At 59.1% G+C, this 22,481-nt stretch carries 19 protein-coding genes and 1 pseudogene; 9 read left to right on the forward strand and 11 right to left on the reverse strand.

The genetic code is table 11. The features are described 5' to 3' along the window. Window positions 1-209: 209 nt before the first annotated feature. Window positions 210-791, reverse strand: a complete 582-nt coding sequence (locus tag HB633_RS04375; RefSeq protein WP_213776839.1) for a hypothetical protein — start codon at window positions 789-791, stop codon at window positions 210-212. A gap of 189 nt (window positions 792-980) precedes the next feature. Between HB633_RS04375 and HB633_RS04380 the strand changes: the two are divergent. Further along, window positions 981-1,607, forward strand: a pseudogene (locus tag HB633_RS04380) (tyrosine-type recombinase/integrase). 110 nt (window positions 1,608-1,717) lie between these two features. On the opposite strand, the gene HB633_RS04385 reads toward HB633_RS04380, so the two are convergent. Together HB633_RS04385 and HB633_RS04390 are read right to left on the reverse strand one after the other, a co-directional pair. Then, window positions 1,718-2,734 carry a DMT family transporter gene (locus HB633_RS04385; protein WP_213776840.1) on the reverse strand — a complete coding sequence of 339 codons (1,017 nt, stop codon included), beginning with the start codon at window positions 2,732-2,734 and terminating at the stop codon, window positions 1,718-1,720. A 30-nt stretch (window positions 2,735-2,764) separates the two neighbouring features. Next, window positions 2,765-3,403 carry a TetR/AcrR family transcriptional regulator gene (locus HB633_RS04390; RefSeq protein ID WP_213777189.1) on the reverse strand — a complete coding sequence of 213 codons (639 nt, stop codon included), beginning with the start codon at window positions 3,401-3,403 and terminating at the stop codon, window positions 2,765-2,767. 258 nt (window positions 3,404-3,661) lie between these two features. Between HB633_RS04390 and HB633_RS04395 the strand changes: the two genes are divergently transcribed. Continuing rightward, entirely contained in the window at window positions 3,662-4,348 is a 687-nt protein-coding gene (locus tag HB633_RS04395) for a hypothetical protein (RefSeq protein WP_213776841.1), read from the forward strand. 452 nt (window positions 4,349-4,800) lie between these two features. On the opposite strand, the gene HB633_RS04400 is transcribed toward HB633_RS04395, so the two are convergent. Continuing rightward, a complete protein-coding gene (locus HB633_RS04400; RefSeq protein ID WP_213776842.1) occupies window positions 4,801-5,694 on the reverse strand; it encodes an SDR family oxidoreductase in 894 nt (297 codons plus the stop codon). Window positions 5,695-5,772: 78 nt separating this feature from the next. Here HB633_RS04400 and HB633_RS04405 point away from each other — a divergent pair, with 78 nt between their 5' ends. Both HB633_RS04405 and HB633_RS04410 read left to right on the forward strand, forming a co-directional pair. Beyond that, window positions 5,773-6,339 (forward strand): TetR/AcrR family transcriptional regulator, encoded by a 567-nt coding sequence (locus tag HB633_RS04405; protein WP_213776843.1) that lies wholly within the window; start codon window positions 5,773-5,775, stop codon window positions 6,337-6,339. Window positions 6,340-6,636: 297 nt separating this feature from the next. After that, window positions 6,637-7,263 (forward strand): tyrosine-type recombinase/integrase, encoded by a 627-nt coding sequence (locus tag HB633_RS04410; RefSeq protein ID WP_213776844.1) that lies wholly within the window; start codon window positions 6,637-6,639, stop codon window positions 7,261-7,263. Window positions 7,264-7,544: 281 nt separating this feature from the next. On the opposite strand, the gene HB633_RS04415 is transcribed toward HB633_RS04410, so the two are convergent. After that, entirely contained in the window at window positions 7,545-8,237 is a 693-nt protein-coding gene (locus HB633_RS04415) for a hypothetical protein (RefSeq protein WP_213776845.1), read from the reverse strand. A gap of 498 nt (window positions 8,238-8,735) precedes the next feature. Continuing rightward, complete coding sequence (locus HB633_RS04420; protein WP_213776846.1) at window positions 8,736-9,518, reverse strand: helix-turn-helix transcriptional regulator; 783 nt, start codon at window positions 9,516-9,518, stop codon at window positions 8,736-8,738. A 256-nt stretch (window positions 9,519-9,774) separates the two neighbouring features. Here HB633_RS04420 and HB633_RS04425 point away from each other — a divergent pair, with 256 nt between their 5' ends. From HB633_RS04425 to HB633_RS04445, 5 genes are all read left to right on the forward strand, one after another. Next, on the forward strand, window positions 9,775-11,424 hold the full coding sequence (locus HB633_RS04425) for a cyclic peptide export ABC transporter (protein WP_213777190.1): 1,650 nt from the start codon (window positions 9,775-9,777) through the stop codon (window positions 11,422-11,424). Window positions 11,425-11,465: 41 nt separating this feature from the next. Further along, a complete protein-coding gene (locus tag HB633_RS04430; protein WP_213777191.1) occupies window positions 11,466-12,311 on the forward strand; it encodes an ATP-binding cassette domain-containing protein in 846 nt (281 codons plus the stop codon). Further along, on the forward strand, window positions 12,308-13,288 hold the full coding sequence (locus tag HB633_RS04435) for an ABC transporter substrate-binding protein (RefSeq protein ID WP_213776847.1): 981 nt from the start codon (window positions 12,308-12,310) through the stop codon (window positions 13,286-13,288). The genes HB633_RS04430 and HB633_RS04435 overlap by 4 nt, the downstream gene beginning before the upstream one ends. Before the next feature lie 37 nt (window positions 13,289-13,325). Then, complete coding sequence (fhuB, locus tag HB633_RS04440) at window positions 13,326-15,323, forward strand: Fe(3+)-hydroxamate ABC transporter permease FhuB (RefSeq protein ID WP_255580741.1); 1,998 nt, start codon at window positions 13,326-13,328, stop codon at window positions 15,321-15,323. 243 nt (window positions 15,324-15,566) lie between these two features. After that, window positions 15,567-17,657, forward strand: coding sequence for a TonB-dependent siderophore receptor (locus tag HB633_RS04445; protein WP_255580742.1), 2,091 nt, complete (start codon window positions 15,567-15,569; stop codon window positions 17,655-17,657). Between the two features lie 355 nt (window positions 17,658-18,012). On the opposite strand, the gene HB633_RS04450 is transcribed toward HB633_RS04445, so the two are convergent. The 5 genes from HB633_RS04450 to HB633_RS04470 form a co-directional block, all read right to left on the reverse strand. Next, window positions 18,013-20,250, reverse strand: a complete 2,238-nt coding sequence (locus HB633_RS04450) for an NADP-dependent isocitrate dehydrogenase (protein ID WP_213776850.1) — start codon at window positions 20,248-20,250, stop codon at window positions 18,013-18,015. A gap of 200 nt (window positions 20,251-20,450) precedes the next feature. Then, window positions 20,451-20,804: a copper resistance protein CopC gene (locus HB633_RS04455; RefSeq protein WP_213776851.1), complete on the reverse strand. Its 354-nt coding sequence runs from the start codon at window positions 20,802-20,804 to the stop codon at window positions 20,451-20,453. Between the two features lie 14 nt (window positions 20,805-20,818). Then, the gene (locus HB633_RS04460) at window positions 20,819-21,715 is read right to left on the reverse strand and encodes a hypothetical protein (protein ID WP_213776852.1); all 897 of its coding nucleotides are present in this window, start codon (window positions 21,713-21,715) and stop codon (window positions 20,819-20,821) included. 92 nt (window positions 21,716-21,807) lie between these two features. Next, on the reverse strand, window positions 21,808-22,194 hold the full coding sequence (locus tag HB633_RS04465; RefSeq protein ID WP_213776853.1) for a DUF2946 domain-containing protein: 387 nt from the start codon (window positions 22,192-22,194) through the stop codon (window positions 21,808-21,810). A gap of 57 nt (window positions 22,195-22,251) precedes the next feature. Beyond that, window positions 22,252-22,476, reverse strand: a complete 225-nt coding sequence (locus HB633_RS04470; RefSeq protein WP_255580744.1) for a DUF333 domain-containing protein — start codon at window positions 22,474-22,476, stop codon at window positions 22,252-22,254. Between the last annotated feature and the right edge of the window lie 5 nt (window positions 22,477-22,481).

Genomic DNA, 22,481 nt, shown 5'->3' on the forward strand with positions numbered 1-22,481 from the left:
GGCCAAAAACGTCCAACGAAGTTATTTCGACCGCGCCGATCTTATTTTCATCTTTCCGGTCTATCGCGAACTTCGGATGATGATTTAAAAGCTTGTGCATTGTTCCCTAGACGTAACACTGCGAGTGTGCTCCTGCAAACGATTCGCGATATGTCGTGGTTAGGCTGGGCCGCAATTGCAGTGGGCATCAGCCGGCCACGCAGAGCCGCTCAAGGCGATCGTTCAATTTTCTGAGCCAAACGAAACGGATCGGCTGCCCACATTTCGCAGGCGCGGAGGTATGGCTGTGATAGGGCCAACCAATCCCCGAGCGGCGTGAGACTTATTCCCGGTGAAACCGAACCGCCGAACGACTCGGAGACAAATGGCGCATCATCCTCCGGGCGACGGACAACCTGAGCAATGTGAGTGATGCCGCGTGGACGAAGATGGTTACTTGCCCACGCCGGTTCTCCCATTTTCAACCCGATGGTGGCGCAACGCGGAAGACTGAAGGCCGTGATCTTTCGTCCCTCAAGAACGAACCCTGTCTGGAACTCAATCTCCTGAATGATCCGATCCGACCACACTTGCAGGGCTTCCATATCATCAGCGCCAAATACTGCGCGGCCAGCAGCCTCGTTTTCTGCTCGCATCGCTTTCGTAAGAAGTAGTCCGGCCCACCCCGAACAGTCAATGACTGGAGGGTCGGCAGATAGTCCTTCTAACTTCACGCCCCGCCGGTATCCAACTCGACCCGTGTAAAGCTGTACCAACTCCCACATCGTCGTCTCGCCTGCGTTTAAAGTCATTGCGCAAACCTTCGTGTTGATGGCTATAGACGGCTATTCATGAATCGAGCCGAGATCGTTTTTTTAGTATCCCATGGTGAAGGGCGGCCTGAATGACCGCTTAGTGGTTTGTCCAAAGTCTCTTAGGGGTCGAGTATCACCGCGTGCGGTGGCCAGACTGAGTCTCCCTTCCCTCGAAAGGAGATCGTCATGGAAATGACTATTATCAGCAGGGTGCCGCGCGTACCGTGGAACAAGGGCAAGTTGCTTGGGCAGAAGCCGCCGCTGGAGCTCAAGGAAATCTGGGCCATCCGGATCCGCCTGCAGCTCGGCGCGAGAACATGTGATCTTGCAATGTTCAATCTGGCGATCGACAGCAAGCTAAGGGCACGCGATCTGACGAAACTGCGTGTGCGCGATAGCTGCCTTGGCTTCCGCGTGGTACCGCGGGCGACTGTGATGCAGTAAAAGACGCAGAGGCCGGTGCAGTTCGAGATCACCGAGCAAACCCGCGAAAGCGTGGAAGTTTGGATCAGGGCAGCGGGGCTTTTGCCTTCAGACTCCCTGTTTCCGGGCCGGATTCACGCGTCGCCCCATCTATCGACGCTTCAGTATGCGCGCCTCGTGCATCGCTGGATACGGTCGATTGGACTCGATGACACCGCGTACGGCACGTACACGATGCGTCGGACCAAAGCATCCCTGATTTATCGCCGGACAAAAAACCTCAGGGCCGTACAGCTGCTCCTTGGCCATAGCAAACTCGAGAGCACAGTTCGATACCTCGGCATCGAGGTAGACGACGCGCTCGAGATGGCAGAGCAAACCGAGATTTAAGTCGCGGTCCCGCCGGGCAGTAATAAACACTGTCCGGCCAATTTGAGTTGTTTGACCCAGCCGTCCAGATCATTGACAGCCGACATTCGAGCGACCTTTTTTCCACGACGTCAGCGTGCCGTTTGCGATTTTCGGACACGGTACCGCACGTAAAGATTGTTGAAAACAAGCGCCGTACCGGTCATGCACGCGCCGACTATTTGCGCACGCGCGGGCACGACACCGGTAAGGGAAGAAACAGCGAAAGTGGTGACTGGCAATACATCCATGAAAAGCACGCCGTTAAGCGGCGTAAGTATCCGGTTGCCGAGATTCCAGAACAGGATAGCAACGAAGCCAGCGATAGGGCCCATATATAACAAGTGAGGTGCAATCGCCCTTAGCTGTGCGGATGTCGGTACGGGCACGACATGCACTGCGAAAAGCAGTGCGTTAAGGCCGAGGATTGTCGTAAGTCCCAGCCACGTGGTCAGCGTTGTGTATTTCAGTGGGGACCACGTTTTGAAATGCGATGCGCTAAAGGTATAAATAACCCAGCAGAGCGCTCCGACCAGAATCAAGGCGTCGGCTGAAAAGTGCTGTGGCACGTGTAGTGCCCCAGAAACGTCGCCCTTTGTGACAACAAGCGAGACGCCTGCAAACGACATCAAGATGAACAAAAACGAAAGGACGGGCGGCATGCTTTTGCGGACAATTGAATTCAGGAGTAACCCCATCATCGGCTGGGTCGCCATCATGATGGATGCGGTGAGCGCACCGGCTGGCCCTGCGAGTTGCTGACCAAGAAACACAAACGAGCCAAATCCGCAGAAGCCCACTGAACCCAACATCCACGCTACGAAAATTGACTCCCCGTTCGCCCGCAAGCCGCCCCTACCTTCCTTGAGCAGAAGCAGAGCCAGAAATGCTGTGCCCGCGATCAAGTATCGCAGTGACGTGAACGTGAACGGATCGACGTGCGTAAGTGCGTCTGTCATGACGGGAAACATGATGCCCATCAGCACCGTTGCAGCCACGCAGAACAGCACACCTTTTCCGTAGGCTGCATGGATCGAGGGGAGACTCTCAGACCCTGAGGCTGCTTCACAAGCGGACGATTCTGACGAAAGTTCAACTGGCGAATTCATGACTGATCGTTCCAAAAATGGGAAAAATTTTTAGATCAGCGCCCGCATCGTCATGTCGACAACTGGGACAAGATCGTTCTCTTCGAAACTGAGCTTGCCAAGAACACGAAACCCCTGAATAACGCACAATAGAAAGGTTGTTACGGCTTGCTCATCGAGTGTCGAGTTGAATTCGCCCGCCCGCTGGCCTCGAATTACGGCAGCAGCGAGATAAGCCGCAATGCGCCGCAGCGTCGCCTCAATATGCGGACGTAGTGCTTCGTCGGCCGGTAGCAGTTCAATAGCCGCATTCGTAATGAAGCAGCCATGCCGTCGCGATAGACTGGTCGAGACTTTCGTGTAGTGCATCAGCGCCTGACGGAGAGCCTCATGCGGTGACGCGTTTTCTTCCAGTCTCTCTTTCAGACGGTCGATAGCACCTTCCGCATACTGGTCGAACGCGGCAACAAGGAGACCATGTTTGTCACCGAACGTGCTGTAGAGGCTCGCCCGAAACAGGCCCGTGGACTTGCAAAGATCAGCAATGGATGTCGCGTGATAGCCCTGTTCCCAAAAAACTCGGCCAGCGGCCTTGGTCACGCTGTCAATATCGAACTCGCGGGGTCGCCCGCGTTCCGCTGAGGGGGTTGAAGGAGACGGGAATTTAGAAGTTCGTCGCATCATGCTCATCATATTAAGACTGAACGTTCCATAAATCAATCCCTGCCGCAAACATGGCGTAAAACCCAAGCGAGTGGCTGCTTTGGGAGAATTGCGGCGGTCTCCTCTGGGTCGGTGGAGCCGACCGCGTTGGGGCACCGGTCGGCCAGGAACGGGCGTTCGACAGCGCAGTTTAGATCGTTGACAATTGCTAGCACCGAATGACGGCCACGCCTGGTCACTTACATCAAGGCGATGGTTTTCCTCTCCTGAAATGGAGTTGCATCGATGAGCATAAGCAAGTGGATCGAGGGCATTCGCAAAGATACGCACAAAGCCGACGCATTCGCCACGGTGACATTGGAGGCTGCACATCGGGTGATCTCTCCTGTTGTCGATGCGGCCTTGGAAGGGCGAGGATTCGAAACAATAGCGCCGCTGAAGTGGGTAAGATTCGACGGTTCGCCCGTCCGCCAGATTTTTGCCTTTCCGGCTTGGAAGGGCGGCGTAATAGCGCCGCGATGGGGCTTGTCTTTTGACTTTGTCCCGCATGTATCGGGTAGCTCTGTTCGATGGCACCGAACCAATAAGTCTGCAATGTTTGATCTCGCTGTCGATGCGCGCGATAGGGCCTTAGATGTAAGCCTTATTCGCGGCGAGCAGGTCGTCGTTCAAAAATCTGCGGCGATTGTGGACATGGCGATTGCGCGTGCAGACGAATTTTGGCAACGCGTTAATTCGGTTGATGACGTCGTTGCGGCATTCGAATGGCTACGAGGCTATCTATCGACAGAAGGCTTGAGTTTCTACAACTATGTCCAGCATCCGATCGCGCTGGCGTTTGTGCTCGCGAGGCTAGGCGACGTAGTTGGCGCACGGCGAGAACTGGACCGCTTTCTAGCACGGCGTTTGCCCGAAGACCCGCTTTCAATACGCCTCGGCGAATTGCTGGCTAAAGCTACCTGCAGCGCATGACCGCGGTGCGGGATAGAAACGCTTCCCGCGTAATCGGGCGACCTTGCCAATGAACACGCGCTGAATCTCCGTTTGCGGAATGCGACCAGCGTCTGCTCTGGGTCGACATCTGCACAACGCGGTCCGATCAATAGCGGCTCACTACGCTAATTCAACGTCGGACCGGGCTCGGCCAAAAGCCGCCGTTCACATCCGTCGTCGGCCAGACGTTCAGGCGTCGGCTGCGCCCCGTAACGGGCCATCCGACTACAAATGTCGAAGGCGCCTTCTCGGCCGTTCGCTGGTGGTCTCGCGAACGGCCCTTTTCTGCCCGCCGAAGATCGGTCCAAAGGACAAGAAAGGCTTTGATCCAAACAGCGTCGCGTTAGAAAGAGGTCACTAAACCGGTGGCGAGCACATAAGCAATGGTTTCCGTCACCGGGATGTGGTTCGTCCGTGTCCGTCAGTCGCGATCAATGACCAGGGTAGTGCCCGGCCGCGATGTCTTCTAGCAATGTCGGGTGTGTGGGCTCCCAACCCAGCAGCGAGCGCGTGTACGCGCTGGAAGCTGGGATGTCGGCGCCGAAGAACATGCTTAGCCACTCGAATTGCGCCTGCGCGAGGTCGGCGGGGATCGACTCCACCGGCACGCCCAGAGAGTGGCCGAGCGCCGTGGCGATTTCGCGTGTAGCGACACCTTCCTCGGCGACCGCGTGCAGCACGGCACCCGCGCTCGCCTTGTCGATCGCCAGACGCACCAGCTTGCCAGCGTCTAGCCGGTTGACAGCCGGCCAACGGTTCTGCCCCTCGCCGATGAACCCCGAGATACCCTTTTCGCGTGCGATCCGGGCGAGCACCGCGACGAAACCGTGGTCGCCTCCGGCGCCATGGACCGTGGGGGCAAAACGCACGACGATGGATCGAATCCCTCGCTCGGACAGGCTCAGCGTGTAGGCGGCGTTTTCGGTGCGCGGATGAACGTCTGCGGCAGGCATGTCCTTCTCGGTGCCTACACTGCCCGATGCCAACCCCAGCGTCCCCGAGGCGATCAGCAGCGGGCCACCCGTGTCCTGCAGCACGTCGGCAAAGACGTCGATGGCCGCGCGATCGGTTTGTGCGGCAGCGGCCATCTGCGAGAAGTCATGGTTGTAGCCGAGGTGCACGATGCCGTCGGCCAATGCGGCTGCAGCGCGCAAGCTGCTGAGGTCATCGAGGCTCCCGCGAACCACCTCAGCGCCGAGTTCGGTGATCCTGGTGGCAGCATCGCCGCTGCGGGCCAGCCCGAGGACATGATGTCCCGCGCCGATTAGTTCCTTGACGCTGGCCGAGCCAATCCAACCCGACGCGCCGGTTACGAGAATTCGCATGGGAAACTCCATTGATGTCATTGAGTGACATCAGTATAGCGCTATGATGTCACATTGTGTCAACACCCTGGGAGCAACATGGGTCGCTGGGAACCCGACTCTGAAGACCGCTTCCGCGCGGCGGCCATCGAACTGTTCCGCGAGATCGGCTACGAGCGTACGACCGTGGCCGCCATTGCGCAGCGCGCGGGGCTGACCCCGCGCACGTTCTTTCGCTACTTCGCCGACAAACGCGAAGTGCTCTTCAACGGCTCGGAACGGTTGCAGGAGAAGATGGTCGCTGCCCTTGCCCAGGCACCAGCTGAGGCGTCACCGGTCGACGCGATCGCCGCAGCGCTGGCGAAGGCGGGTGATTTTTTCGATGACGAGCGCCGCCCTCTGGCACGAGTGCGCAAGTCGGTGATCGCCGCCAACCCCGATCTGTACGAGCGCGAGTTGATCAAGATGGCGACGCTGTCCGCCGCGCTCGCGCACGCGCTTCGCGCGCGCGGCGTAGACGATTCGGACGCGAGTCTCGTCGCCGAGGCAGGCATCGCCGTCTTCCGGGTCGCTTTCGCGCAATGGGTCAGCGACTCCGAACGACGCGGTTATGTCGAGATCGTGAACGAATCTCTTGAGCGATTGAGGCTGCTGACAGCACGCTGACCCGGTTGCGGTCCGTTGGCCCCTTGTCCTCGAGTTAGAGGACGATCGAGCCCGAGGCGCCCTTGCCGAACGACGGGTGGACATCTGCAGTGTGGTGGTTAGCGGTAGTCTGAAAGAAGCTTGGCGAACGACCGAACAGGCCGAGGACTTGCCGGCGGAGACTGCAACTCGAATGGCCGTACCGGTTTGAAAGCTGACGCAGCGCTCGCGCCGGGTCGAAGGACGCCTGTGGGTCGGGTCTCGCCCCAGGACAGTCAGCGCACACTAACTCTCCCTTCACCTGAGAGGAGAGTCGTCATGGAAGCAAATGCCAGCAACGCCCCGACGCGCGTCCCGTGGAATAAGGACAAGCTTACTGGGCAGAAGGCACCGCTGAAACTAAAGGAAATTTGGGCCGTTCGGATTCGGCTGCAACTGGGAGCGAAGACCCGTGGTCTTGCGATGTTCAATCTCGCAATCGACAGCAAGTTGCGGGCATGCGATCTGACCAAGTTGCGCGTGCGTGATGTCTGCTTAGGCAACCGGGTGGCGCCACGGGCTACAGTCATGCAGCAAAAAACTCAGCGACCGGTGCAATTTGAAATCACCGAGCAGACCCGCGACAGCGTGGAAAGTTGGATCAAAACGGCAGCCCTGCGTCCATCCGATTTTCTGTTTCCGGGCCGCATCCATGCTTCGCCGCATCTTTCGACACGTCAGTACGCGCGCATCGTCCATCGGTGGATCAAATCGATCGGGCTTGACGACACGGCCTACGGGACGCACACGATGCGTCGCACAAAAGCGTCGTTGATTTACCGACGTACGAAAAATCTGAGGGCTGTTCAGCTGCTGCTTGGTCATACGAAGCTGGAAAGTACCGTCCGATATCTCGGCATCGAGGTTGACGACGCGCTCGATATGGCCGAGCAGACCGACGTTTAACAACGGGAGGCCGGTCGGCAATTGGACGATGACCGGCCATGAGGGAAGTTCAACGTCGCTATCGGGATCGTGGGCAATTTGAGCTGATTTTCAAACAATCATGCTGATGCTCTGAAAATTCCGAGTGACTTGAGACATAGACCAAAATGCTCGTGGCAGTGGCGCGCGTCGCTTTTTTGACCCGCACCTTGATTGCGGGCACGTTTTGCAGGCTGGAAATAGTTGTCCCGCGGCAGCGATTGCTGCGATACGCCATACCGCTGAACAACCGCTATTGCAAATCAAATGGGATGATTCAGATCGGCCGTGAGTTGGGATGCGATGTTGTTTGCCCCTTCCGTCAGATCCTGTTTGATATCGGTAGCGACCACATTCAACTTCCCGTAGTTGAACGTCTTCCGGTATATAGCATTGCCAGCATCGAGCGGGTCGGAATCGTTCGGCTTTCTCCTGAACTGCAGCAAGTTGTCGGCCTTTGGATACATCACGACGTTGGCGGAGACATAAAGGTTTCCTGACTGTAACTGGTAGCCGACATCGACGAACAAGACTGCGCTTGCTGCAGCATTGTCAAAGACGATTCTTTTCTGCGTGCTTGAGTTGACAGTCTCGACATCGAGCGGCGCGACAAACTTGATGGTCTGAAGCGTGCCGACTGCACCGTTGGACGCCTGCTTCATGACGGCGCGGAAGTCATAACCGTGGAGTTGCTCAAGAATTGGGGTGGCGGTGCTTTCCGCCGAAGAACGCCGGGCGGCATCAATGCCCGCTGCAACCAGAGCGCCGAGGAGGCCCGTGGCACCAGCATTGGTCGGCGTCACTGTCACCAACAAGCTATTCTGGGGAATGAATAGCGCACCGGCTACCGGTCCAAGTTCATGCTGCTCCTGCTTCGTTACCGACATGGGTGGTGTCGTCGCACATCCGGCCAGCATTGCGATAAACAGCAACAACGAGAGGTTTCTCAGGTTCATATTTAAGATTAGTTCCGAGTTGACTTGTGATTAAGGTTGCAGCGCCCGTAAGTCATATGGCCTTCCCAGCAGTCGTTTCGGCCAATTCAACGCGGAAGTGCAGAAGGCGGAACAGAGGAGGTCAAATGGATCGAACGTCTGCGATACTCTTAACGACAAATCCGTACTCAACTTTAGTGTGTGGCGACACTAAGACGCCATTGAGGACCTGGGCGGCTAAATACGAGCACGCCTGAGAATGCCTTCGCCATCGTAGGTGCTATCGATTGGCCTCGAGCGGTCTCTCGAATGCAACGAATGGAGCCCGCAAGAATATTGGTAGCGGCTAATTTGGTAGTCAATCGATATAATTAATTGGAAACAAAACAGTATTGACTGCCCGCAAAGTGGTTTTAACCGGGGGTACCAAGACACGCTCTCCTGATGGACCGTCACCGGCCAAAAACAGCCAGTGGCCACCTCGGAGCGAATGCCCGACGGTCGGCAGAAAGCGGACGCTCAGGTTGCAAGGTATTTCTGTGGCGGACTGCCGGTTATTTGGCGGAACATCACGATAAATGCGCTGGCACTGCTGTAGCCAAGATCGCTTGCGACGCGCGAGAGCGGATGGCCAAGCGTCAGCCTCGTGATGGCTTCATCGACACGCATGTGTTGACGCCATAGCCCAAAAGTCATGCCGGTCTCTTCCTTGAAGCGTCGCGCAAGCGTACGGCTGCTTGCGCCCAGCCGTGCGGCCCAGAAGTCCAGCGATGTATCGCCGCCCGGGTCATTCATCATGTGCTCGCAGATCGTCACGAGCCGGGGATCGCCTGGCAAAGGCACCCCACTTTCCGGCATGGTCGCCGTCTCCGCAATAACCTTGACCAGCAGCGACGCAGATAGCGCAGCCTGGCTCGACGGCAGGTAGTTGGGTCCACCTGCGCTCAGGTTCAGCACGAGCTCGCGCAGTAATGGCGATGCCGACAGCGCCAGCGGCTCGTCCCAGTGCCATTCGAACACGGCGGGTTCGATCGACACATTGCACAGTTCGAGTCCGCCGATGGCATGCAATTCGTGATCGATGTCCGACGGCAGCCATAAGGCTCGTGATTGAGGCAACGTCCACGTGCGTTGCGGCGTCAATACGCGGACCACCCCGCGTATCGCAAGCACCAGTTGTCCGTGATGGTGTTGATGCCACGCGATGCGCTCGCCGTGCCGATGATGCGTCACATGTGCGAGGACGCTGCGCGACAGCGGCAACTGGGTCGTCGGATAGCGCTTCAATAAAAACTCTTTCATCTGGTCCCCTGTGCCCGGCGTGCAGTGCGGTGGTTGTGGCAAGCCACGCCGCCTCGGAAGTGTCGAATTTTGGACACATTTTGTCAAAAATTTGATATAGATTGTCGGCTTTTCGGGACACGAAACCGATATTCTCCTTTCACATCAATATCTAGAGCGAAAACTGCGAGATATCAGGAATGAGTCTCATTTTGACATGTAACGGCACTCCAGCTCGACCGGAACAGTGGACGGACAGCTCCATGGCGAGGCGCCGGTGACGATAATCCTGTTCCTGTTCAACAGTGCCCGCTGGCTCGTGCTGATTGCTTTGGCCGCGAGTGCGGTCAGCGGGTTAGGCAGCGCCACGCTGGTCGCTCTGATCAATCGCGCGCTTGGCGCGCCGTCGTCGCAGCTTGTTGCGGTTGGTGTGCAATTCGCCGGCGTGGGACTGGTGGTGCTTGTCACGCGGCTGGTTTCGCAGACGCTCTTCATGTACCTGGGACAGCGGGCGAAAGCGACCCTGAGAATGCGCACGATCGCACGGATCGCCGATGCCTCATATGCGCATCTCGAGAAATACGGCGCTGCACGTTCGCTGGCCGTGTTGACCCAGGATCTGGATGCGATCGTGGTGTTCTTCATCGGCTTGCCGGCCATCGCAATGCAAGGCGCAGTGATCGCCGGATGTCTCGTTTATCTCGGCCTGCTGTCGTGGCAAATCCTGTTGTTCGCGTTGGTGACGATCGGTATCGGGTCGCTCGGATTTTATTATGCGAACGGCCGCGCTCTATTTCTGCTGCGGGCATCTCGCCTTCGAGAAGACGCGCTGGTCGCGCAATTCCGCGCGCTATTCGACGGAGCAAAAGAACTCAAGCTGCATCGCGCGCGCCGTCATGCGTTCGTCGACGAGGCGCTTGCGCCGCATGTCGAAGCCGTGCGTGTGCAGCGTACCCGCGGCTACGTGCTGTATGCCGCGGCGGCCAGTTGGGGCAGTCTGATCCTGTTCGCGTTCGTGGGCCTCACACTGTTCGTGCTCGCCCGCATTTTCAACGTCGATACGCACGTCATGTCGGGTTATGCGCTGGTGTTTCTCTACATGATCATGCCGATCGAAAATCTGCTCGCGGCTCTGCCTGGCATAGGCGCTGCACGCGTTGCGCTGGAGCGTATCGAACAGTTGAATGCGGATCTGCCGCCCGAGCACACCTGCACCGCGCCACCGAATCCTACGTTCGGAAGCATCCGGCTCGAAGCGGTGACGCATCGTTACTTCCGGGAAAAGGAAAACGGATTTTTCGCGCTCGGACCCATCGATCTCACTTTGCGCCCCAGTGAAGTCGTGTTCCTTACAGGCGGCAATGGCAGCGGCAAAACGACGCTTGCCAAACTGCTGGTCGGTCTGTACGAGCCAGAAGAAGGGCGTGTGCTTCTCGACGATCGCCCCGTCAACGTATCGAACCGCGAGCATTACCGTCAGCTGTTTTCGGTGGTGTTTAGCGACTTCTTTCTCTTTGATTCGCTGTTCGGCTTGCCACCGGCGAGCCAGCAGCTAGCGCAAACATTGCTCGTCGATCTGCAACTGGACCACAAGGTATACATTCAAAACGGCGCGTTCACGACGCTGGATCTGTCTCAAGGCCAACGCAAACGTCTCGCACTGCTGGTCGCGTTTTTGGAGGACCGGCCTGTCTATCTGTTCGACGAATGGGCGGCGGATCAGGATCCTGTCTTCAAGGATGTGTTTTATCACCGGCTGTTGCCCGCGTTGAAAGCGCAAGGCAAAACTGTCGTCGCCATCACGCACGACGATCGCTATTTTCATCTCGCGGACCGGCAGATCAAGCTTGAATATGGACACATTGTCGAGAGTGGCCCGATCGACAGCCGAGCACCAACGCAGTCGAGAACGGTGATGTCGTCATGAACAGCATCGATCACGCAACCGCGCGCGGGCCGAGCGTTTTTATGGACGCAGATCTTTCGTCGTCCGCCGCATCAACGGATGCTGCCTCTTGGCAGGTACAACGCGACAAGCCGGTGCTACTTTATACGCTCGAACGCAGCACCTTTTCGGTCGGCGGGCGTACGCTGTTGCATCCGCTCGACCTCACACTGGAAGCCGAGCGCGTGTACGGCCTGATCGGCCACAACGGCTCCGGCAAATCGACTTTGCTCAAACTGCTTGCGCGGCAATTGCAGCCCACCGCCGGCACCGTTCAGTTCGCCGGACGACCGCTCGGCGGGTGGCAGAATCGCGACTTCGCGCGCGAGGTCGCCTACCTGCCGCAGCAACCGCCATCAGCAGACGGCATGCTGGTGCATGAACTCGTCGCACTCGGACGGTACCCCTGGCACGGCGCGCTCGGGCGCTTTACGCGGGGCGACGCAGCGCGCGTCGACGCAGCGATGAAACTGACCGATGTCGCGCAGTATGCCGATCGTCCCGTCGACAGTTTGTCGGGAGGCGAGCGTCAGCGCGCATGGATCGCGATGCTGGTCGCGCAGGACTGCCGCTGCATGCTGCTCGACGAGCCGACGTCGGCGCTCGACATCGGCCATCAGCTCGCCGTGCTGGACCTCGTACGCAGGCTTTGCTCGCAACACCGGATAACGGCGGTCGTCGTGCTGCACGACGTGAACATGGCCGCACGTTTCTGTGACGAAGTGATTGCGTTGCGCGAAGGTCGGATGCTGATGCGTGCCACGCCTGCGCAGTTGATGCGCGGCGCTAGCCTCGAAGCTATCTACGGCGTGTCGATGAACGTGCTGACGGATCCCGTCAGCGGCCGCGCCGTCGGAGTGCCGCGATGACATCGAAAGCCGGTTCCCATTCCCGTCGCCGCGTGCTTCGCGCGCTCTGCGCCAGCGCGGCAATGGCGGGCGCGGGCGTGCTGCGGCCATATGCTGCGGCTGCATCGCTGACATCCGGTTCAGCGCCACCGCGCCGCATCGTGTCGATGAGTTGGGAACTGACCGAAACGTTGCTAGCACTCGGCGTCGCGCCGGTTGGGATGTCATTGCCCGACTGGTACACGCGGACGGTGGTCGAGCCACCGCTGCCAGGTGGCATTGCCGATATCGGCCTGCTTTATCAGCCTAATTTCGAAGTGCTGCAAAGACTGGCGCCGGACGTCATGATCGTCACGCCGGGTCACGCGAGCATTCGCAGCGCGCTTGAACACATCGCGCCGACGCTGACACTCGGCGCGTATATGAGCGATTCACAGCCGTATCAGAGCCTGCGTCGCGAGACAGTCAAACTGGCAAAGCTATTGGCGTGCGTGCCACGCGGTACCGCGCTGCTCGATGCAACCACGCACCATGTTGCTGCTGAAAGAAGCCGGCTCGACGCGCAGCCAGCATTGCGTGCGTCACCCGTCATCGTCGCAGATGCTGTCGACGACCGCTATCTGCGGGTTTATGGCGCGGGAAGTCTGTTCGACGATCTGCTTCGCGAGATGAAAGTGGCCAACGCAGTGCATCCGTCGACGCCGCTGGGAAAGGCTGCGTGGACGATGAACGTCGCCGGTTCCGCCCTCGTCCCGGTGCAGCGGCTGGTGGATGTCCCGCAAGCGAGTGTGCTACTTGTCGGCCCGGTTCAGCCCGACGTGCGTGCGGGCCTACTACGCAATCCGTTATGGCAGGCATTGCCCGCTGTGCGCAGCGCTCGGGTGGCGGAGCTGCCGGTAATTGCGCCGTATGGCGGCCTTGTATCGATGCAGCGATTCGCGCAGGCCGTCACCACCGCGCTCGCGCAAATCGCCGGCGGGAGTTCGCGCCGTGCATAATCCGACGTCCAACCCTTCGTCGTCACAGCCGTCCGACATGGTGAGAGATCGTCGCTTGACGCTCGTCGGCGGCCTGTTTGCGCTTGCGATGATGCTCGCGATCTATCACATCCACGATGCACTGGACGGCGCGTCATTATGGTCGGCGCTTGCTTTGCCGAACCCGCTCGACGTACGCGAGATTGTGTTTCACGACAGCCTGCTGCCGCGCATCGCAATGACGCTATTGTGCGGCGGTGCACTCGGGCTTGCCGGTACGCTCACGCAGCAGGTCCTGCGCAATCCGCTCGCAGAGCCGATGACGCTCGGCGTGTTTCCCGGCGCGTATCTGGCCTTGATGTGCGCCGAATTGTGGGTGCCGGCATGGTTGTCCTCCGGGCGTGAACTGATCGCGCTGACGGGGGGCTCGCTGGCGATGCTGGTCGTGTTTGCGCTGGCGTGGTCACAACGCATGTCGCCGCTTGGCGTGATTCTGTCGGGGACCATCGTCTGCCTCTATTGCGGGACAATCAGTCTCGCGCTTGCGATGTCCCACTTCGATCTACTGCAGGGCTTGATGATCTGGGGCGGCGGTTCACTCGATCAGACCGGCTGGCACGGGAGCCGGCATCTGCTGGCAGGTTGCACGGCATGTGGGTTCGCGACCTGGCTGATTCGCCGCCCGCTCGACGTGTTCGATGCGGGTGATGCCACTGCGCGCAATCTAGGCATCCCGGTAGGATTCACGCGATTTCTTGCGCTGCTGATCGCGGTTGCGCTTACGGCGTTCGTGGTGTCGGCGGTCGGGGTGATCGGCTTCGTGGGCCTGGCTGCGCCGACGCTCGTCAAACTCGCCGGCGCGCGGCGCATGCGCGACCGTTTGCTGTGGGCGCCGCTTTTCGGCGCGGCGCTGTTATGGGCAACGGATGAACTGGTGCGCACGGTGTCTGTCGCAGACGTCTTCTCGGCCTATCTGATTCCAACGGGCACCGTGACGTCGCTGCTCGGCGTGCCGCTGTTGATCGCCTTGCTGCCGCGTCTGCATTCGCGCCCGAGGCTCGACCATGCCCCGCCGGCGGCGCTCGTGCTTGCGCGTATCTCGAAGCGTGTACCGTGGTGGCTTGCGTCGCTGGGTGTGGCGTGTCTGTTGTCACTGGCAGTTTCGCGCGACGCCGATGGCTTGCGCATCGCGACGCTGGCGCAACTCGACACGCTGTTGTTCTGGCGCTTGCCGCACCTCGCGTCGGCGCTCGCCGCGGGTGTATTGCTGGCTGTCGCCGGAACCGTGATGCAGCGCACGACCGCCAACCCGATGGCGAGCCCGGACTTGCTTGGGGTAGGGTCGGGCGGCGCGCTCGGCATCGTCATTACGCTGTTCGTCGTCGCGCAACCGGGACCGGGTGCGCTGTTCGCGGGCTGTGCCGCTGGCGCACTGGTAACGCTGCTCGCGCTGATGGCCCTTGCGCAAAGGGCATCGTTCGCACCGGAGCGGCTGCTTATCGTCGGCGTCGCGATCAGTTCGCTGTTTCAGGCGGTGGTCTGCGCGGTCATGGCAAGTGGCGATCCACGCGCGGGATTGATGATGAATTTCGTGGTCGGGTCGACTTACTACGTAACTCCCGCTGCCGCATGGACGGCAATGGGAGTCGCGGTGTTCGCCCTCTGCATTGCACCGCTCGCCGCGCGCTGGATGCTCGCTCTCGGGCTTGGCGCACCGATTGCCGCGAGTCTCGGCGTGCCGGTCCCGCGAGCGCGTTTCGTCGTGTTGGTGTATGCGTCGGCGCTGGTTGCGACCGCAACCTTGCTGGTTGGTCCGCTCTCGTTCATCGGTTTGATCGCGCCGCATATCGCGCGCCTGTCCGGCGGCAGACGGCCGCTCGCCCAGCTCTATCTGTCGGCGATGGTGGGCGCATCGCTGATGGTATCGGCCGAGTGGATCGGCCGTCAGATCGTGTTTCCGCAGGAAATGCCCGCGGGGCTGGTCGCGACGCTGCTGGGTGGGCCGTTCGTGATCGTGCTGGCACTGCGTCGCCCAACGGCGGGAGGACACGCGTGAAGCGACGCAGCGCAGTTCCAGGCTGAATTGATGTACGGCAGTTCGACTAGCCGCACCACATTACAACGCTTTTCCCCTCCATCACATTTGAAGAAACCCGCTTTCGACCGGAAGGGCATTGCTCGTCCATTTATTCTCAACGCACTGGTTCATTGCCATATGAAAACAACCATAGACCAAGCACAAACCTGCCTTGCGCAACGACCTGGCCGCGCGCCGCAACTGACCTGCCTGGCGCTTTCAATGTTCGCCATGTGGACGGCGCAGGCGCACGCGCAAACGACTTCGACCACACCGAACACCGCCTTGCCTAAGATTGACGTGACCGCGTCGGCGGATGCGACCACCGAAGGCAGCGGTTCGTATGCCGGTCGGACGGCAACGATCGCAGGAAAGACAGAACAGGCGATCAAGGAGATTCCAGCATCGGTATCTGTGCTGACGCGACAGCGGATGGACGATCAGAACCTGACGTCGATCCAGGATGCGCTGAAATACGTGACCGGCGTCCAGTCGGTCGACTACGGCGATGGCACCGCTTATTACAAGTCGCGTGGCAATTACCTGAGCATAGAATTCGATGGCGTGCCGATTATCGGGGGACTGCAGTATCTGCAGCAGTTCGATCTGGCGATGTACGATCGCATCGAAGTGATCCGCGGGCCGTCGGGCGTCATGGACGGTGTCACCGATCCGGGCGGCACGGTCAATCTGGTACGCAAACGACCGCAAGATACCTTCCATGTATCGACTGAAACCCAGGTCGGTTCATTCGGCAGCTTCCGCCAGGCGATTGACGTGACCGGACCGCTAAACAAGGACGGCTCGCTGCGCGGCCGAGCAGTGGTGGTTGGCAGCGATGCGCTACAGTCGGTCGACCGCACGCGCCAGAAAGAGGTGATGGCCTACGGCGCTATCGATTACGACTTCAGCCCGCGCACCACGCTGTCGGTGTCCGGCGGTTATCAGGTCAACCCGATTAATGGGCTCGACTATGGCGCAAGCGGCGTCACCGATGCCGACGGCAATCTGATCGGTCGCGTACCAAGCTCATACTCACAGAATTTCAGCCCGAGCTGGAATTACGGCTATACGTCATTGTACGAGGTCAACGGAAACCTCGTGCATCGTTTCGAGAATGGCTGGAAGTCGCAGACCACGTTGTTCTACCGGCACGAACTCGCGAAATCCGATTACGCATACGCTGGCCCGGGTGCCACGGCGGACGGTCTGACGTTCTTTGGGGAGCAAAAGCAGCGAAACACCTACGACTGGTGGGGGGCGGACACAAACGTGACGGGTCCGATCAAGGCATTCGGTCAGACCCATACGTTGACCATCGGCGCGAATTATTCGTTGGAGAGTAGCACGGCCGATTCCGGCTTCGTGGCGTTGAACGGCCCGTTCGACGGTCAGACGTTTAGTCTTTTTGATCCGAATGCGGTCGAGAAAGCCGATGTGCCTTTCGCGTTCGGCTCGAATAATCGAATCGAACAATATGGGATTTACGCGCAAGCGCGTATTCATCTGCTGACCCCCCTGACCCTTGTGCTCGGCGCGCGCGAAGCATTCCTGCAGGAACAGTCACAGCCGACTATTCCTGATGTCACAGACTGGTCGACCCAGGCACAGGTCAATCACCGTTTCCTGCCGAACGTCGGTCTCGTGTACGACATCACGCCGGCGATGACGGCTTATGCGAGCTACTCGCGGTTCCTGACCGCGCAAACGGCGACCACCTACTCGGGTGGACTCCTTCCAGCGCGGACGGGTGAGCAGTACGAAGTCGGTTTGAAGAATAGCTTCTTCAACAATCGTCTGGCGACCACGGCGGCGCTGTTCCGCATCAACGACAACAATCGCGCGATTACAGACCCGAATAACCCGCTCGGCTCGATTGCGGGCGGCAAGTCGACGGATCAGGGTTTCGAGTTCGAAGTGACTGGTCAGCCGCTGGCCAACTGGAATGTGTACGCGGGCTATACCTATCTGAACGTCAACTACGAAAACGACATGCCGAACCTGACGGACGGCACGGATCCGAAGCATCTGTTCAAGCTATGGACCAAGTATCTTTTCTCGCAAGGCACGTTGCGCGGTCTGTCGGTTGGCGGCGGCATGCTTGCGCAGACGCGCATCTCGCGTGGCGTCGAACAGGGCGCCTACGCGATCTTCAATGCGCAGGTCGGCTTCCAGTTCAACAAGCACGTGCAGGCGTCGCTGAATTTGAATAACATCTTCAATCGTGACTATTACATCCGTCCGCCAGGCAACTTCTTCAGCACATTCGGCGCGCGGCGCAATGTGATGCTAACGGTGCGTTCCGACTTTTGAACGGTTGGCAGGATTGGGGAGTAGTCGAGCGACCCGGGTCCGGCCATTGTGCGGTGTGCGACGCGCTCAAGCAGGCTTATGGCCTCGCAGGGGTGGCACATGGCCGCTTGTGCTTGAGAAGAGACGTTCAACGGGAGGCGGCGAGTGACCGAGAAGGGTCGAGTTCGGTCAATCGTTATCGTCGAGGGCCGACGTTTGCGCCATGTACTCTTCCGCAGGCGGTGAATGGCCGTTGTAGCCGCAAAGCAGACACACTACAGTTCAAAAATAGGGGCTCCTTCCCGCTATCGCCGGAAGGAGCCCCTAGATTTTCAGCTGGGTGAGACCGCCCTAATCTCAAAGGCGGCCCAAAGGATCAACCCTTCACCGTCCCCAACGCCGCATTCAACGTCTTACTAGGCCGCATCACCGCCCCGAGCTTCTCAACATCGGGCCAGTAATACCCACCGATATCAGCCGCATTCCCCTGCACAGCAGCCAGCTCGGCGACAATCGTAGCTTCATCATTGGTAAGGCGCTTCGCCAACGGCGCAAACAACCCCGCCAACTCCGCATCATCAGTCTGCTTCGCCAGTTCCTGCGCCCAATACATAGCCAGATAAAACTGGCTACCGCGGTTATCCAGTTGCCCGGTCTTCGGCGAAGGATTCTTATTGTTCTCAAGCAGCAAACCAGTCGCCGCATCGAGCGTCTTCGCAAGAACCTTGGCCTTCGCGTTCCCCGTCTTGATACCCAGATCTTCCAGCGACACAGCCAGCGCCAAGAACTCACCCAACGAATCCCAACGCAGATGGTTTTCCTCAACCAACTGCTTCACATGCTTAGGCGCCGAACCACCCGCGCCCGTTTCATACATCCCGCCACCAGCCATCAGCGGAACAATGGAAAGCATCTTCGCGCTGGTCCCCAGTTCCATAATCGGGAACAAGTCCGTCAGATAATCGCGCAGAATATTGCCCGTCACCGAAATCGTATCGAGCCCGCGGATCACGCGCTCAAGCGTATAACGCATCGCGCGAACCTGCGACATGATCTGAATATCCAGACCGGTCGTATCGTGATCCTTCAAATACGTTTCGACCTTCTTGATCATCTCGGCTTCGTGCGGACGATACGGATCCAGCCAGAAAATCGCCGGCATGCCCGAGTTACGCGCACGCGTCACAGCCAGCTTCACCCAGTCGCGAATCGGCGCGTCCTTCACCTGGCACATGCGCCAGATATCGCCCTCTTCCACGTTCTGCGTCAACAACACTTCGCCCGTAGCGATATCGACAATGCGCGCCTCACCCGCTTCCGGCACTTCGAACGTCTTGTCGTGCGAACCGTATTCCTCAGCCTGCTGCGCCATCAAACCGACGTTCGGCACGGTGCCCATTGTGACCGGATCAAAGTTGCCGTTGGTCTTGCAGAAGTTGATGATCTCCTGATAGATACGCGCAAACGTGCTTTCCGGAATCACGGCCTTGGTGTCTTTCGGACGGCCATCGGCGCCCCACATCTTGCCGCCAATGCGGATCATCGCGGGCATGGATGCATCCACGATCACGTCGTTCGGCGCGTGCAGGTTGGAGATGCCCTTGGCGGAATCGACCATCGCGAGTTCCGGACGATGCTCATGGCAAGCATGCATGTCGCGGATGATTTCTTCGCGCTTGGAGCTTGGCAGGCTTTCAATCTTGTCGTACAGATTGACGAGGCCGTTGTTGACGTTGACGCCAAGTTCATCGAAGAGCTTGCCGTGCTTGGCGAACGCATCTTTATAGAAAATCTTCACTGCGTGACCGAACACGATGGGGTGCGAGACCTTCATCATCGTGGCCTTCACGTGCAGCGAAAGCATTACGCCAGTTTCGCGCGCATCTTCCATCTGCTCTTCATAGAAGTCGCACAGCGCCTTCTTGCTCATGAACATGCTGTCGATGATCTCGCCATCCAGCAACGATACCTTTGGCTTGAGCACGACGGTCTTGCCGCTCTTCATGACGAGTTCCATCTTGACGTCGCGCGCGTGGTCTATCGTCATGGATTTTTCGCCATGATAGAAGTCGCCGTGCTTCATGTGCGCAACGTGCGTGCGTGAAGCCATGCTCCACTTGGCCATGCTGTGCGGGTTCTTGCGCGCGTAGTTCTTGACGGCGGCGGGCGCGCGGCGGTCGGAGTTGCCTTCGCGCAGCACGGGGTTCACGGCGCTGCCGAGACACTTTGAATAACGCTGGCGGATGGCCTTTTCTGCGTCGGTCTTCGGGTCTTCGGGGAAGTCGGGAATCTTGTAGCCCTTGCCCTGCAGTTCCTTGATCGCGCCAATCAGTTGATGCTGGGACGCGCTGATGTTCGGCAACTTGATGATGTTGGTTTCCGGCAGCAGCGTCAGGCGGCCGAGTTCGGCGAGGTTGTCGGGTACGCGTTGTTCTTCGGTCAGGAACTCGGGGAACTCACCCAGGATACGGCCGGCAACCGAGATGTCGCTCGTGGTGACGTTGATTCCTGCCGGCGCGGTGAATGTGCGGATGATCGGCAGAAAGGCGTTGGTCGCCAGCAGCGGAGCCTCGTCAGTCAGGGTGTAGATGATCGTGGGTTGTTGGGTGCTCATCGCTAATCCGAGAAAAGGGAAAGAGGTTGAAACGCCGCCGGCCGCGTCACAAACCGGCGTTAACTCTCGAATTTTGCCTTATTTTTCTTTCGAAGGGATTTAACCGCCTGTTTCGGGTCTGGTTTTCCGGCCTGAATATCGCCGATAAGGCCCCGCCAGCGGGGCCTGGGTGGTTTCCATTCCGGAATATGGAATGCGCGTTATTTCACATCGAATGAATAATCGCCGTGCGTTCTGTGGCCATCGTCGGCTACGGCCGCCCAGTGGACCGTGTAATGCCCAGTCTGCAGAACCGGCAACGCGACGGAGGCAATTGTCGGCTGCTGGGCATCGACTGACGACTTCGCGGTGTTGACCTGCTTGCCGGTGGCATCGGTGACGGTGAGCGTGGTGAACGCGGGTTCCAGCGGCCCGTCGAAGGTGATCTTTACTTGCGCCGGCGCCGCCACCGAAGCCCCCGCCCCCGGCTCCTGTTTTTGCGGGAACACGTGCGCGAAAGCGCTGGCGGCGAACAGGAGTCCGGTGGCGAGCGCTATCGAATGTATGGGTTTCATCGTGGATCTCCTGGTCACTGGAACAACGGTTTACCGATGGTTTTCGGCGCGACGTCATCGAAGAAAATATGGGCCTGGACCAGAATGCCCACATGCGATCCGCTCGCCCGGTTGATCGGAATCTGCGCCTCGACGCCGAACTGACCATACCGGTTGATCCAGATGAAACCCGGGTTCACCGTGCCCGTAGTCTGCCCCTGGCTGCGCGACAACGGCACTTCGACCAGCGGGACGATGCTCGCGAGCGGTTGCGGCAACCCGAGGTCACGCACATGCTGCTGCAAGTACGGCAGGCTGTACTGGAAGGTAAAGCCGTAGTTGAACGCGTTGGGCTGACCCGCGCCCGTGGTCAGCGCGGGGCCGGCTTCGCCAGTGATGGCAATCGGGCGCAAGTACGCGAGCGAATCGGGGAGATCGCCCATGCCCTTGCCTGCGAAAATCGTCGGTGAAAGGGTCGAGAAATTGTCGGCTATTGCGCGGCTTCCCGTGCCGCCAATCTCGGCATCGAGGCCAACCGAAGTCATGAACTCGTGCGCCTCGTTGACGTAAAGCAAGTACTTCACGCCGACATCGAGGTTATCGAAGCCGCGCGCCTTCGGGTTGTTCTGCATCACATAGGTCTCGCCCACCGATACCGCCAGCCGCGGCGTGATGAGCTTGTCGTATTCGACGTCGAAGGTATTGATGCTTTGATCGCCGTTGTCGCCAGGTACGCGTTGATGACCGTACTGGAAGTTGGCTTCATCGCCGACGCCGGGATCGTCTACCGACATGGTCGATGGAAACACGCGGTCGCCCGCAATCGCGTGTGCAAGTGCTGAAGATGGCGTCAGAAACCAAGTGATGGCGACGGTCGAAAAAATCGACGACGCAACAAGCGGCGCTGCGCCGCGCGTTAAGAGATTTCGCATGATGGTCCGTTCAGTCTGATAAGAGGTCGTGGTCATGCCGTCGCACGCCGTTTGTCGGGCGTGTGACGCAGCTATGTACCGGTGAACTTGAATCAGGACAAAACGGGTGGAGCGCGAGGCTGGACGAACGTGTACGGCTCGGCGCGCACGACACTTTCAAAGCGCGTGGCAACTTGATGTTGCGTAAGCCGGACCGTGATGGCGAACAGCGCCTGCACGGTCGGCACGGCGGGCATGTGGACAAGCAAGCTGCAATACGCGCAGTCCTGGCCGTCGGACATCTGGGCGTGTTTATCGGCGTCCGGGTTATCGTCCGTCGATGATCCTTGCATCGACGGCATTGGACAATGCTCGTCCTGCATGCCGTTCTCGGGGTTGTTTGCCGCGAGGATATGAGAAGCCGTCGGTGCGAGCGTTGCCATGAGGATCGCAAGCAATCCCAGCAGGCTGCCAATCTTCCGATAGAAACGGCTCAACATGCTGCGCCCGGTTATCCGCAGATACGTCTTTCGCGGATTATGACATGCGGCAATTGGTCACGGCTGCCGATGATCGCGCCGGAAAAGCGCCCATTCATCGATGACGGTTCCATCGGGCAAGTGGCAGACGCTGGATTCGTTGCCGGCGGCGTCCTTGCGGGTTTCGCGTTTTCCCCCTAGGCCGAGGCAGTATGTCGATGCAGGATTGGCCAAACCGATGGGCTTGGGTTGTTCCGCAGTTTCCGGAGATGCGCATGCGCTCATGGCGATCGTCAATACCATCAGGG

Source organism: Caballeronia sp. dw_276 (genome assembly GCF_018449635.1).
Taxonomy (GTDB): domain Bacteria; phylum Pseudomonadota; class Gammaproteobacteria; order Burkholderiales; family Burkholderiaceae; genus Caballeronia.